Consider the following 13,654-nt stretch of genomic DNA (forward strand, 5'->3'; position numbering starts at 1 on the left):
TAGTACTGAAGGTAGCTTAACCACACGTTATGGCATACCTAATAGTCGTAGTTTTAGCGCTGGAAATGTGACCTATTATATAAATGCTAAGGTTGCACCAGAGGTTTGTTTTTCCAGACCTAATTTAGAATTAGGTGATATTAATGAGAACGGTTATGATATAGACTTCCGTGGTCCAGCTTCGATTTGGAACCCAGGTAAAGGGTTTCTTACTCAAACACTTTCCCCGTTATTTTATGGTCAAAATTTTCCGACTACTGGTGCTAACAACTTATACTTTGATTTAGACATTATCGGTAGTGATCAACCATTGTCTTGGTCTCCAGTCTCTAAGGGGGGTATCACCGCAACAATGACTAATTCTACCGCTACAAGTGTACGAGTTACCTTAACCGGTCCAGTTGCGAGTTCATCCCAATGGGCATCTAATCCCCCAGGTAGTATTGCTATACCTACTTTACCTCAGACTTTCGAGTTAGTCGGACGAGATAGTCAAGGAAATGAAGCCGTTAAGTATGGATTTGAGTTAAAACAGTGGTTCGTTCATCGTGGCGATAATCGTGATACTTATCCTGAAACCTTATCCTGGTGTAATAGCTTTGGTTATCGGATGGTTAAGATGAAAGATTTAACTAATGCTATTCGTTCAGCAAAAGGAGAAACAATAACTAGTGCTACGCCCTCATCATCTGGGAATCATTACCAGCGTCAGATTGGTGCAGGCTTTTTTACCGAGTGGGGAACTGTGTCCAACTACGCCAACGCCAATTTCACTTTCAGCTTTTACTGGACAAATGACCCTATTGATAGAGACCATTTTGTCGTGTCTGCATCCAACGGTGCTGTGGGTTGGTTTAACTACTACACTCAATACGGGCTTTGCGTTTCACCTTAGTTACATTAATGAGTAAGCATAAAAAATATATAAATCGGAATATTAATCAGCAAGGATGCCAACTATGCATTATAATCTCAAATATCGACAACACAGGTCAATTTATTATTTAAATTTATTTAATTTAAGCATTCAACGCTTATTTTTCCATTTCAGTTTATTCATCCACGAAAATTTAAGAACGCTTTGCCGCTCATTGCGAAGTGCTTTTCAATGCTTATTTCGTGGTTCCAAATTATCCCGGCAAATCTTTTTAGTGTTAATGGTGGTTACTTTTCATCCTTTTCCTGGCCATGCGTTAACATCTAAAACATCAAATGTTGTTAATGGTAATGTTCCGTATTTAACATTTGATGGCGGTCGCACACGTGCAATTAATACCGACGGTTTGCTAGGGATTACTTTATCAAATGGAATGAGATATACCCCGTCAACGAATAATTCATCAAATTTTCCAATAGTACTACCGATAGTAGGCCAAAGTTTTGCAGATATTAGTATGTTTGTGCCAACTAATACCAATTCAGTTGAGCTCAGTACAGTTATCGGTTGGCCATATAATTATTGGGGCGATGATGATGGTGATGGTGATATTTCTGCGACAGGCAGTTTAAATTTATCTATTTTTGATAAAAACGACCAACCTGTTTCACGTTATACTGTACTGGATATTTGTAATGCACCCTACCGAATTGTATTAAGTAATACATTCAGTACATTGAGTTCACGTTATGGTGTTCCGAATAGCCGTTTCTATGGTGCTGGAAATGTAACATATTATGTTAAACCTAATTTACCGCCAGCGATTTGTTTTGTTAAGCCAGATGTGGTTCATGAAAGAAGAGAATACAATGGTCCAGATTGGTTGTGGGACAGTAATAAAGGTTTTCGGATTCAGTCAACATCTCCATCATCTTATAACTTAAATTTTCCTACAACGGGTGCTCATGGTTTGTACTTTGACTTGGATATTGGTGGTGTGGGTCCGCTGTCATGGGCGCCTGTTTCACGAGAGGGTATAACCGTGAATATGTACTATTTAAACAATACCACTGTACGTGTTACATTAACCGGTCCAGCAATTCCATCATCTCAATGGCATTCTAAGAATCCTAATCGTATAGCTAAGCCGACTTTACCCCAGACCTTCGAGTTAATTGGTCGTGACAGTCGAGGTAACGAAGTTGTTAAGTATGGTTTTGTGTTAAATAAGTGGTTTGTTAATAACGGTGATGGGGTTAATACTAGGGAATGGACATTGTCGTGGTGTAAACAAATAGGAAATTATAAAGTTCCGATGATGAGCGATTTAACTAATTCAAATTTTAATGGCTTCGGTGCTAAACCTTCATCATCAGGTAATTATTTTCAGCGACGAATTGGTGCTGGTTTTTTTACTGAGTGGGGCTATATGCAACATTACTCCGGAGCCAACTTTTTCTATTTCACTTATTGGGCACGTAACAAGTATGGTGAACAAGGAATTCAAGTATTTCCAAGCTCAGGCGTTGCAAGACCTAATGCTTTTAATGGAACGTCCCTTATGCTTTGTGTTACACCTTAACTATTATTTTTCATCCTAATTCTTAGGGTAAGGGAGTTGGGATAGAAAAAAGGTTATTAATTGATAGCAGACTTGAAGTCACAACCAACGCGATAAAAAGGATTTTGTGGCTTATCGACGCTTGAATCACCCGCTTAGGCGGGTTTATTTTTGCCTTATTTTTAAAAAAAGTTGAGGAGCGGGGTTTTTGAAGCTTCAAATCACGAAATTATAAGCTTTATAGCTATTAGCAATAAAAAGATACCAAAGTATTTTACCAATTTATTTATCGATAATCGTTGTGCAATTTGAACACCCATTTTTGCCATGGGTATACTGGTGATCATAATGGATATTACTGCTGGTAGATAGACAAAGCCTAAACTATATTCTGGTAATTCTTCAATATTCCATCCTGCAATAATGTAGCCAATCGTTCCGCCAAGCGCTACCGGTAAGGTAAATGCTGCAGAGGTGCCAATCGCTTTACGTATATCTACCCCGCATTTTTTTAAGAAAGGAACCACCAATACACCCCCACCGACACCAACTAGGGCAGCAAACACGCCAATTAGTCCACCAATAATGATATAAATCGTGTCATGAAATGATACAGCGCTTCGATTTTGGGCGACATTGGTGCTTTTGAGAATAAATTTACTTCCGGTGTAGATAAGAAAAACGATAAAAATCCATTTTAACCAAACACCGGGAATATAAGGTGTCATATACGATCCGCCCATCGTGCCAATCATGCATCCTAGCACCATCTTTTTTAGAATCGACCATTGGATATTATGATTTTTATTCTGAACCCAACTTGATGATAAGCTGGTGCCAATAATGGTGGCAAGCGATGAGGCGACGGCGATGTGGTTTATCCATTCTCCACCATGATTAAAGTGATTAAGTACTATAATTAATGCAGGTACAATTAACGATCCACCACCCACGCCAAATATACCTGCTAGCAATCCCGCAAATGCGCCTATCATTAAGAAGATTATAAATTCGACAACCATTTCTTGTACTTTTTTATTTTTTTATTCAGGGGGATAATTATAACTGTTTTTTATAAGTGCGTAATAATTCTTGGTTTTGATACAAAATTTTTTGTTCTTTTTGTATAATGCTTACTTTTCGTTGATTAAGGATTTTAGGTTTAATGCTGACCGATATTTTACGTGGCGCGATGATTTCAGCGAGTTTAATTATTGCTATTGGCGCGCAAAATTTGTTTGTGCTTAAGCAAGGGTTGTTAAAAAATCATATCTTTTTTGTTGCTGCTATCTGTTTTTTTTGTGATTTCGCTTTGATGACTATTGGTATATGGGGCGTGGGGGCTTTTATTAGTCGTTATCCTATAATTACTAATTCATTAGCCATCTTTGGTGCATTGTTTTTGCTTTGGTATGGATTTAATGCATTTAAAAGCGCAGTGAGAGGTGATAGCAGTATGCAGGTTGATTCTGCCGAGCAACGAAAAAGTTCTTTAACAAAAGTGATTTTGTCGACAATTGCGGTGACTTTACTTAATCCTCATGTTTATTTGGATACAGTGGTAATTGTTGGTGGGATTGCCGGTACGTTTTCTACTGAGCAAAAATGGGCGTTTTTAATTGGTGCAGTTTGTGTGTCATTTATTTGGTTTTTTGGTATTGGGTATGGCGCTAGGTTGCTTACGCCTCTATTTAGGCAAAAAAGAATGTGGGTCATATTGGATTCGGTTGTTGGGCTGGTGATGTTTTATATTGCTTATCGACTTATTTTTTATGTGATTTGTGGTCAATAATGTGACGCTTTTGGCGTTACACTTTTTTAATCTGTTTGTTTTTTCTCATTGCTATCGTTGCAAATTTTGGCGTTAAAGATTAGGTGCTATTTAAACGTTTATTTGGTAGCAAACCTTATAATGCTAAATTGCCAATTGCATTACCAGATTCAATGGATAGTGTTATCAAACAATCTTCTGATTTACCAAACAGTATGAAAGCGCTCTATCCGTTAGGTTATGGAGTAACCCGTTAGTCGTTTGGACCTTTTTAATGTCGTTTTATTCAATGCTATTGCCTAAGGGCAATAGCTGTTTTGCGTTACATCATTTTCTCTATCAATTTTATCTTTAATTAAGAGTTCTCACTTATTTCTTTTATTTTTCTTTTAAAGGGACACTTGAGCGAAATTTTTTGAGGTAAATAATAAATATATTGAACGATGCGTCTAATTAATGATGTTTTGACAAGAGAGAAAAAATGGTGGGTCGTGAGCGATTCGAACGCTCGACAAACGGATTAAAAGTCCGCTGCTCTACCGACTGAGCTAACAACCCATAAAATAAGTAGTAAGTGGTGGGTGATACCGGGTTCGAACCAGTGACCCCCTCCTTGTAAGGGAGGTGCTCTCCCAACTGAGCTAATCACCCCAATGTTTCTTTCGAAAACTTCACGGTAAGAATTGGTGGGTGATACCGGGTTCGAACCAGTGACCCCCTCCTTGTAAGGGAGGTGCTCTCCCAACTGAGCTAATCACCCTTACCGTGTGGATGTGCATTATAAGGCGTGTCTTATTTCAGTCAACCTTTTTTTTTACTTTTCCTAAAATTTAGCCCTGTTCGGTGTAATTTTAGTCATTTTTTGGATGATACTTCGCAAAAATGGATTTTGTAGGTTTGAATCTTGATAATTGTGATTAAGATTGGGCGATATTGTTTTTCAATCTATTTAGTATGATGGTTTTTAATAAAAGTCGCGTAGTAATTTATATCGAACCCACAAAACTGCACTATCAGTTAGTCGAATCAAGCGGGAAGGTGAATGAGGATTTTATCGTTTATCAAGATTTGGCTGATATCGATCAGTTTATGCATAATCTAAAACTACCAAGATTAACGTCAATTGAATTAAATTTAAGTGATGATTTTGTACAGTATCAAAAAACCACTTATCCCGATGTTAAACTGACTGTAAGCGAATTGACTAGTTATGTTGAAGCATCCCTATATAAACTTTTCCAACAATCTGGCAATCAGCTTTTTTTTGATTATGTATCCATTTCACCTAAAACATTAATGATTGCTATTTGTGAGCGTAAAACGGTTAATGGCTGGTTAGATTTGTTCCAAAAATATGGAGTTACTTTGTCATTCGTTGGTAGTCATTTTGAAAATAGTTCATTTAACTTTCTACCATGGCGAAAACAAAAGGCAAAACAGCACCAATTCAAGTTACTTCTTTTTGTTATTAATTTTATCGGGGGGTTGACCTGTTATTTTTTTTATCTTTTGATGAACACGCAGTCAGATATCGAACACTATTCTCAACAATTATCTGCTCAACAAGTGTTGCAACAAGAGTTGTTGGCTGAATCTTATATTCCTAATCCTTCACCAAGTCAAAAACAGATCCAACAGTCGCTACAAATGCTTTCTAACAAACTACCAGCAACGATTTGGTTAAATCTGTACGAATATGAGCCTGAAAAAATTAAAATTACCGGTCGTAGTGTCAATTATGTGGATATTATCAATTTTAATCAGCAACTTTCTGCAAATGTGACGAAAAGTCAGGTAAAAAATATCGAGAAAAGTCAGGATAGTTTGTTGTTTCAAATGGATATTGAGTTGAATGAATAACGACTTTCTAGAGAGGCCGATTTGGCAACAATACTTAGTTTGTATTTTATTACCGTTAACACTGTTTTTTATTGGTTATCAATTTTTTATTCAGGATTTAAAGCAACAAGCTGATCAGCAAATGGCATTGTATCAAGAAAAGCAAGTTGAAATTGAAATGCTTCAAGCAAGAATTGAACGTTATCATGCCGCTAAAAATAGTTCGCTAACTTTGATAACCGAGCATGAACTTGCTAACGCTATTGATCGTCATCATTTGAAGTTGATGTCGTTCAAACTGGAACAAAATGATTCAGCAACTTATTGGGATGTTGAATTAAATGGGCAATTTTTTGATTTTATGAAATTTATTGGCGATTTTAACGAAAATTTCTACTATTTGAACTTTCAACAGTTATCAATCGGTAAGCAAGATAATTATTTGCGGATTAGATTTAGTTTGTTGTTTAAGAAGGGTATGCAATGAGTCGCTATTTATTTGTTTTTGCATTGATGATGTGCTGTTTCACAGTGAATGCTGATGGTCATCGCGATCCTTTTTTGCAAAAGATCGAGCTAGGTTGCCAAGAACAAACTGATCTTTTAAATATGCAGATTCAGGCTTGGCAGTTTAGAGGATCTATTCAACGCGTTAATTATCAGCAATTATGGCTTTCGTCAGATAATGATTGGTTAGCTATTACTGATAATAATGTTCCTCATGTTTTGTTTCCTTGGGAAATTGAAGCTGTGTTAAGCGATAAAATTTTATGGCAAGCAAGTTTACCAGAGTATTGTAACGATAAAGTGCTTTGGACAATGCCGTTAACTAAATAAGATGAGATCGATATTTGAGGTTGTAATTAATGAATCAAGCCAGCCAACTATTTAGTCAATTAGTTCGTCAATTAGCAAAGAATTTAAGGCAATTGACGATTTTGCTTATGCTTTTATCAATTCCATGTTTGGCTGAGCCTTCCATTTCAGCACAAAAAGAATCAAATGATCTTATTTCAATGAATTTTTATCAAACGGATGTCGCAATTATTTTGCAAGCGCTGGCTGATAATAAGCAGATGAATTTAGTGATGATAGATGATATATCAACTAAACAAACCCTCAAACTTAAGAATGTTGATTGGCAAAAAGCTTTAAAAGTGGTGTTAAATTCAGCAAATTTACAGGCCGAAATTGAGGACAATATTTTGTTTGTCTCAAAATCTATTGAGCCGGAGGTGCTTGCGCAAAGAGAGTTATTAGAGCAAAAGGAACAGGAGTTAAATCAGCCGTTAACTTTGTTAACCATTCCGATTAAACATGGCGATCCTAATAATTTAGTAGAGACCATCCAGCAACAAGGATTATTATCTGAACGCGGAAAGGCGATAGTTGATAAGCGAACCAATTCAGTGCTTATTACTGATATGACCAAACAATTTGCGGATATTAAGAAGTTAGTTAAGGCTTTGGATCAACCCATTCCACAAGTCCATATCTCGGCCCATATTGTCACTATGAGTGATGAGAGTATGGAGGAGTTAGGGATTAAATGGGGATATTTGGGTAAATCCTCACAATTTTTTAATCAGCTGGATGTTGACCTTGGGGTCGTTAATCCTTCTTCTTCTGCGGGTTTTAATTTAGCTAAACTTTCTGGTAGTTTGTTGAATTTGGAACTTTCAGCATTAGAATCAGAAAATCAGTTAGAAATTATTGCTAGTCCGAATTTATTAACTGCAAATCAAAATATGGCATCGATTAAGCAGGGAACAGAGATTCCGTACGAAGTGTCAACGGGGGGAAATGGTTCGACATCCATTGAATTTAAACAAGCGGTATTAGGTTTAGAAGTTACGCCTAAAATTGTTGCTGATAAACAAATGATTTTGGATTTATATATCACACAAAATACTACGGGTCGTTCGATTAAGCGCCGTGATGGGGGAGAAGCTTTAGCCATTGAAACGCAAGAAATTAAAACTCAAGTGAAAGTTAAAGATGGTGAAACGGTGGTTTTGGGTGGAATTTTTCAGCAAGTTAATAGTAATGGGAAAAAGAAAGTACCTGGTCTTGCTCAAGTGCCAATTATTGGGAATGCCTTTAAATATAATGCTAAAAAAAATCAAAAAAGGGAATTAGTGATTTTTATTACTCCGCAATTAGTTGAGTAAATAGCGATGGAGTTGTATCATACTCTACCATAATTTATGACTTTGTATTGAGTTAGTTGATTCTCTGCAAAGTGTCGTTATTCTAATCACCAATTATTATAAAAGTTGAGAATATCATGTTTCATTTTGTTGCTTCTGATCTAGATGGTACTTTGTTAAATACCGAACATAGTTTATCGCCGTTTACAAAAAAAATTCTTCAGGCATTACGGGAAATGGGTATTCATTTTGCTTTTGCGACAGGCCGACACCATATTGATGTTACTCAAATGCGTGAAAATATGGAAATCGATGCTTTTATGATTACATCAAATGGGGCAAGAGTTCACGATAGTAATGGTAATTTAGTATTTAGCCGTAGTTTTGATCCTAATTTAGCTAAAGAGTTGGCGGTAATTTGTAAAGACAGTCCATATATTTATACCCATGTTTACCGTGGCGATGATTGGCTAATTAATAAACCTGATGCCTATTCGCTTAGCTTTTTTGTTGATACAAAATTTAAATATCAATTTTTTGATCCAACTAATTTTGATACCAGTGATATTGCCAAAATTTATTTTACCACCTCTGATATTAGCCATAACCATTATTTGGTGGAGTTGAAGGACAAAATTGAAAAGCAATATGGTAATAAAGTTAGCATCGCGTTTTCAACGCCAAACTGTCTTGAAGTTATGGCGGAAAATGTGACTAAAGGCAGTGCATTAAAGTTAGTGGTTGAAAGCTTGGGCTATCAACTTAAAGACAGCATCGCTTTTGGTGATGGTATGAATGATTACGAGATGTTAAAAATGGCAGGTAAGGGCTGTATTATGCAAGATGCGAGTCCTGAACTTAAAGCACTGCTTCCTGAGTTGGAAGTTATTGGATCTAATGCTGATGATGCTGTTCCCCATTATTTAGCTAATCTTTTACTTTAATCTATTAATTATGATTATTGATAAAGAATTAAATACATTAGGTTTGCGTTGTCCTGAGCCGATTATGCTAGTGCGTAAAGCGATTAGGGAATTAGCTGTTGGTCAAATACTGCACGTTGTTGCTGATGATTTGGCCACAACGCGTGATATCCCCAGCTTTTGCCGGCATATGGATCACCAATTAGTTTACTCACAAGTTGAATCCATACCATTTGAATATTGGATTAAAAAATCACATTAATATAGTGTGTTAAGCTATCTTTTATTACCTATTTTGATAAATCAATTTTTTTGAAATGATAACGAAGTGTGCGCCAGTCATTAGGCGCAAGGTTATCAATCATTAAAAAAAGAGTTCTTCTTTTACCATTTCGCCGTGATTTTAAATTAATAATGATTATATAACGTAGTAGTAGTGGTTTTCGCGTTAAATACCAACGCTGTTTGTACCAATAAATTTGGTATATATATTCAAATAGCGCAAATTCACCTTTTATAGTTTTGAAATAGCAAATACTACGCCACCATTCGATTATTAAGATTAATATTAAAACAAAAGTATAACTATTTAATGAAGTATGCGCTAATTGCAATAAGCAAAGAATAATCAAAATAAGATAAAAGCAGGTTGCACTCAAAAATTGTAATAACGAAGGGGTAAGTTTTGTGCTCCACATATTAATATTGTTTAAATTGATAAAATCACAATTATCTATTCGTTTTATCAGTTTTATTTAAAAATATAAAAATATTGTGAGATAATACGCAAAATAATTTGAAAATTTACTAACTTTTGAGAACCTATCAATTAGTTGTTTAACCTGTAGCAAACCTATGTGGTATTTAATATCCGATCTATTAAGTTCTGCTAAAAAATTAAGTTATAAACTAATAAGTAATGGAATATGAAAGTGAAAATATATTAAAGGTAAATTTCTTTTTTTAATTTAATATGTTAATAATTGTTTAATGGATTTAAACAATTTTTTAAGCATGGGTTAGCGTCGCTTTTTATTTTGAGTCTTTTCGAGTAAGTAGTATACTCATCGGCTAAAATGGATTGAGATCAATTAATACAGTTTTATTATCTTTCTTTGATTTAAAATCAATTGGATAGGAATGATTTGTGATAATATTAAAAATATTAAAATTTTGCCTTAAACTTATAATCGGTTTAGTACTTTGTGGCTTAGTGATAGGTATCGCTGGCTACAGTTATTATTCTAAAGATCTGCCAGATGTAGCGACTTTAAAAGATGTTCGCTTGCAAACCCCAATGCAAGTATTAAGTAAAGATGGTGAACTAATCGCTATTTTTGGTGAACGTCGCCGAATTCCTCTAAAATATGATGAAATCCCCCCGATTGTCGTTAATGCTGTTATAGCTACCGAAGATGCACGTTTCCATGAGCATTTTGGAATTGATCCTATCGGTATTGTGCGTGCTATGTATATCGGGTTGAAGGATAAGAGCTTTTCACAAGGTGGTAGTACTATCACTCAACAAGTGGCGAAAAACTTCTTTTTAACACCAGAAAAAAGTATTTCTCGTAAAGTAAAAGAGATGATTATTGCAATTCGTATGGAGCGAGAATTATCTAAAGACGAGATAATGGCGTTATATCTTAATATGATCAACTTTGGTTCGCGTGCTTATGGTGTGGCTGCTGCTTCATATACTTTCTTTGGTAAAACGCCAGATCAGTTGACTATCGATGAAGCGGCACTACTAGCTGGTCTACCCAATGCGCCTTCTGCCTATAATCCAATTTCCCACCCAGAAAAAGCATTAACAAGACGTAATTGGGTTTTAGGTCGTATGCTTGATCAAAATTATATTACTCAAGCGCAATATGATGAAGCGACTAAGAAGCCTTTAAATGCAAGTTATCATACGCCAAAAATTGAATTTTCTGCGCCATATGTTGCTGAAATGGCAAGACAGTTTATGTTCGATAAATTTGGTGAGAACGCTTATACCGATGGTTATAAAGTTTATACCACCATATCTAAGACAGACCAGGTGGCAGCAACAGAATCAATACAAAAGCATATTATTGATTATGATATGCGACATGGCTATCGTGGGCCTGAAAAAGTGTTATGGCAAAATAATGAGCCGGCACTGAGTGACGAGAAAATTCAAGAAGCTTTACATAAATATATTTGCTATAGCGGGATGTGCCCAGCCGTGGTTCTTGAATCATCTGATAAGGAAGCAAAAGCAGTATTATCCGATAAAAGTAATATTACTATTGCCTTTCAAGATATGAAATGGGCGCGAAAATTTATCAGTGATAATCAACAAGGTGCCTCGCCGAGAAAGGTTAATGATACTTTAAAACCAGGTCAGTTGATTTGGGTTAAAAAATCTGGTGAGAATTGGGCTTTAGCACAAATTCCAGCAGTTAACGCTGCACTGGTTTCTCTTGATTCTGATAATGGTGCAATTAAGGCGATTGTTGGTGGTTATGATTTCAATTTAAGTAAATTTAATCGTGCAACACAAGCTTTACGTCAACTAGGTTCTAATATAAAACCATTTGTGTATACGGCTACGTTAGAGAAAGGGCTAACGATGGCGACGCTACTTAATGATGCGCCGATCGTTCGTACAACAGGTAGTGTGACTTGGCGTCCAAAAAATTCACCGCCTACTTATGCTGGTCCATTAAGAATGCGAATTGGTTTAGGGATGTCTAAAAATGTGATGATGGTACGTGCATTACGCGCAATCGGTATCGATTATGCTGCCACGTATTTAGAACGTTTTGGATTCCCAAAAGAGAATATATCACATAATGAATCACTTGCTTTAGGTTCAGCTTCATTTACGCCATTGCAGGTTGCACGTGCTTATTCCGTTATTGTTAATGGTGGGTATTTAATTACGCCTTACTTAATCGAAAAAATTGAATATGACAATGATAGTGGCGTAATTTATCAGCATCAACCATTGATTGCTTGTCATAACTGTAAAGATGAAGTGGTAAAATTTGATTCTGTTTCAGTATCGTTAGATAACGTTGAAAACGAATCAAATGAGACGGGTAGTGAAGAGCCTGAAGAGGCAAACCTTAAAACAGAAGATAATTTAATCTTACCTAATATTAATAAAGACAATAAAACCACTGATGTGACACCTAAATATGCACCACACACCGTCGATAGTGGTATTGCATATATTATGAAAGATGGACTAAGAACAATTGTTTTTGGCGGTTCGGATTGGCAAGGTACTGCTTGGCGTGTAAAAGCATTAGGTCGTAAGGATGTTGGTGGTAAAACGGGTACGACTAACCAATCGAAAGACGTTTGGTTTTCTGGTTTCGGCGGTAACATTGTTACCTCGGTCTGGATGGGGTTTGATGACCACCGACGTGCTTTAGGTCGAACTTTCCGCGCTGAAGCCGGTGCAGTTACCGCTAACCCTATTTGGGTTGACTATATGAAAGTTGCTCTTAAAGATGTACCTGAAAAACAAGATGTAAAACCGGATAATGTTATTTCTGTTACTATCGATCAGCGAACCGGTATGTTACCAGGTTCTGGAGCGAGAACGATGTCAGAATACTTTATCAAGGGAACCGAGCCAACTACCTATGGATCGCAAGAAGTTGGTACCAGCGTGAAGGATTCACAAGGTAATACGCAAGAACTATTCTAAGTAAGGTTTTTATATGAATGGTTCTATAAGAATTATTGGTGGAAAATGGCGCGGAAGAAAGTTGTCAGTACTTGATAAACAAGGCTTGCGACCAACCACAGATAGAGTAAAAGAGACTTTGTATAACTGGCTAATGCCAGTTATACAAAATAGTGTTTGTTTGGATTGTTTTTCTGGTAGTGGATCATTAGGTTTTGAAGCCGCATCACGCGGTGCTCAAAATGTCACATTATTAGAGAAAGATAAACAAGTTGCCAATCAGCTTAAGAAAAATAAGCAGTTGATTGCATGTGATAATGTCGAAATTTATTCGACAGATACTTTTCAATGGCTTGATAGACCAGCCCAAAGACAATTTGATATTGTATTTATCGATCCGCCTTTTCATTATTCTTTAATCGAGAAAACACTAGAGCTTCTTGAGAATAACCATTGGCTAAGCCCATCTGCTTATATTTATATCGAATCTGAGCTGGGGCATGATTTTAATATTCCATCAAATTGGTATTTGCATCGAGAGAAGACAGCAGGGCAAGTTCATAGCTATTTATTTATACGAGAAGAGAGATAATGTTCATACTTTTGGGTAAACTAGTCTATTTATTTATATGGTTATTTTTATTATTTAATCTTGTTCATCCGTTTCCTAAACCAGCAAATATTCTCGCTTATATTGGATTGGTTGCTTTTACACTTATTCATGGATTACAAGCATGGATATTACAATCAACAATGGTTAATCAAGAAAAAGAACAGGATAAATTTAAAGCACTTAGATTTTTTATTTTTGGTGTTTTTGAAGCACTTAGCTGGAAAAACAAAAAATAAAGAATAAAATAGGTTGT

Annotated in this window: 15 protein-coding genes and 3 tRNA genes; 13 read left to right on the top strand and 5 right to left on the bottom strand. The window is 36.0% G+C overall.

Features of this window, described 5'->3' with window-relative positions:
- Together J3T98_RS00005 and J3T98_RS00010 are read left to right on the top strand one after the other, a co-directional pair.
- On the top strand, positions 1 to 895 hold an 895-nt coding region (locus tag J3T98_RS00005; RefSeq protein WP_267361807.1), incomplete at its 5' end, for a hypothetical protein.
- A gap of 64 nt (positions 896 to 959) precedes the next feature.
- On the top strand, positions 960 to 2,459 hold the full coding sequence (locus tag J3T98_RS00010) for a hypothetical protein (protein WP_267361808.1): 1,500 nt from the start codon (positions 960 to 962) through the stop codon (positions 2,457 to 2,459).
- A 200-nt stretch (positions 2,460 to 2,659) separates the two neighbouring features.
- Here J3T98_RS00010 and J3T98_RS00015 read toward each other — a convergent pair whose 3' ends face one another.
- Positions 2,660 to 3,460: a sulfite exporter TauE/SafE family protein gene (locus J3T98_RS00015; RefSeq protein ID WP_267361809.1), complete on the bottom strand. Its 801-nt coding sequence runs from the start codon at positions 3,458 to 3,460 to the stop codon at positions 2,660 to 2,662.
- A gap of 146 nt (positions 3,461 to 3,606) precedes the next feature.
- Between J3T98_RS00015 and J3T98_RS00020 the strand changes: the two genes are divergently transcribed.
- Both J3T98_RS00020 and J3T98_RS00025 read left to right on the top strand, forming a co-directional pair.
- Positions 3,607 to 4,230: a LysE/ArgO family amino acid transporter gene (locus J3T98_RS00020; RefSeq protein ID WP_416380606.1), complete on the top strand. Its 624-nt coding sequence runs from the start codon at positions 3,607 to 3,609 to the stop codon at positions 4,228 to 4,230.
- A gap of 83 nt (positions 4,231 to 4,313) precedes the next feature.
- Positions 4,314 to 4,466 (top strand): hypothetical protein, encoded by a 153-nt coding sequence (locus J3T98_RS00025; protein WP_267361811.1) that lies wholly within the window; start codon positions 4,314 to 4,316, stop codon positions 4,464 to 4,466.
- 225 nt (positions 4,467 to 4,691) lie between these two features.
- Here J3T98_RS00025 and J3T98_RS00030 read toward each other — a convergent pair.
- From J3T98_RS00030 to J3T98_RS00040, 3 genes are all read right to left on the bottom strand, one after another.
- Positions 4,692 to 4,767: transfer RNA gene (locus J3T98_RS00030), tRNA-Lys, on the bottom strand.
- 17 nt (positions 4,768 to 4,784) lie between these two features.
- A tRNA-Val gene (locus J3T98_RS00035) sits at positions 4,785 to 4,860 on the bottom strand.
- A gap of 33 nt (positions 4,861 to 4,893) precedes the next feature.
- Positions 4,894 to 4,969, bottom strand: a tRNA-Val gene (locus J3T98_RS00040).
- A 194-nt stretch (positions 4,970 to 5,163) separates the two neighbouring features.
- Between J3T98_RS00040 and J3T98_RS00045 the strand changes: the two genes are divergently transcribed.
- From J3T98_RS00045 to tusA, 6 genes are all read left to right on the top strand, one after another.
- Positions 5,164 to 6,069 (top strand): PilN domain-containing protein, encoded by a 906-nt coding sequence (locus tag J3T98_RS00045; RefSeq protein WP_267361812.1) that lies wholly within the window; start codon positions 5,164 to 5,166, stop codon positions 6,067 to 6,069.
- Positions 6,062 to 6,535, top strand: a complete 474-nt coding sequence (locus J3T98_RS00050) for a hypothetical protein (protein ID WP_267330161.1) — start codon at positions 6,062 to 6,064, stop codon at positions 6,533 to 6,535. Before J3T98_RS00045 ends, J3T98_RS00050 begins: the two co-directional genes overlap by 8 nt.
- Positions 6,532 to 6,885: a hypothetical protein gene (locus tag J3T98_RS00055; protein WP_065734361.1), complete on the top strand. Its 354-nt coding sequence runs from the start codon at positions 6,532 to 6,534 to the stop codon at positions 6,883 to 6,885. Before J3T98_RS00050 ends, J3T98_RS00055 begins: the two co-directional genes overlap by 4 nt.
- Before the next feature lie 29 nt (positions 6,886 to 6,914).
- Positions 6,915 to 8,219, top strand: coding sequence for a secretin N-terminal domain-containing protein (locus tag J3T98_RS00060; protein ID WP_267361813.1), 1,305 nt, complete (start codon positions 6,915 to 6,917; stop codon positions 8,217 to 8,219).
- Between the two features lie 116 nt (positions 8,220 to 8,335).
- Positions 8,336 to 9,142 (top strand): Cof-type HAD-IIB family hydrolase, encoded by an 807-nt coding sequence (locus J3T98_RS00065; protein ID WP_065563098.1) that lies wholly within the window; start codon positions 8,336 to 8,338, stop codon positions 9,140 to 9,142.
- Between the two features lie 10 nt (positions 9,143 to 9,152).
- Positions 9,153 to 9,383 carry a sulfurtransferase TusA gene (gene tusA, locus J3T98_RS00070; protein ID WP_267361814.1) on the top strand — a complete coding sequence of 77 codons (231 nt, stop codon included), beginning with the start codon at positions 9,153 to 9,155 and terminating at the stop codon, positions 9,381 to 9,383.
- Between the two features lie 28 nt (positions 9,384 to 9,411).
- Here tusA and J3T98_RS00075 read toward each other — a convergent pair whose 3' ends face one another.
- Entirely contained in the window at positions 9,412 to 9,819 is a 408-nt protein-coding gene (locus J3T98_RS00075) for a protein YgfX (RefSeq protein WP_267361815.1), read from the bottom strand.
- Between the two features lie 449 nt (positions 9,820 to 10,268).
- Between J3T98_RS00075 and J3T98_RS00080 the strand changes: the two genes are divergently transcribed.
- Genes J3T98_RS00080 through J3T98_RS00090 form a run of 3 tightly spaced genes read left to right on the top strand, consistent with a single transcriptional unit; the run spans position 10,269 to position 13,637 of the window.
- The gene (locus J3T98_RS00080) at positions 10,269 to 12,809 is read left to right on the top strand and encodes a penicillin-binding protein 1A (protein ID WP_220224982.1); all 2,541 of its coding nucleotides are present in this window, start codon (positions 10,269 to 10,271) and stop codon (positions 12,807 to 12,809) included.
- A 13-nt stretch (positions 12,810 to 12,822) separates the two neighbouring features.
- Entirely contained in the window at positions 12,823 to 13,380 is a 558-nt protein-coding gene (gene rsmD / locus J3T98_RS00085) for a 16S rRNA (guanine(966)-N(2))-methyltransferase RsmD (RefSeq protein WP_065563095.1), read from the top strand.
- Positions 13,380 to 13,637, top strand: coding sequence for a DUF1145 domain-containing protein (locus J3T98_RS00090; protein ID WP_065563094.1), 258 nt, complete (start codon positions 13,380 to 13,382; stop codon positions 13,635 to 13,637). The genes rsmD and J3T98_RS00090 overlap by 1 nt, the downstream gene beginning before the upstream one ends.
- The last annotated feature ends 17 nt before the right edge of the window (positions 13,638 to 13,654 follow it).

This window comes from Gilliamella sp. B2772, from assembly GCF_026536985.1.
Taxonomy (GTDB): Bacteria; Pseudomonadota; Gammaproteobacteria; order Enterobacterales; family Orbaceae; genus Gilliamella; species Gilliamella apicola_E.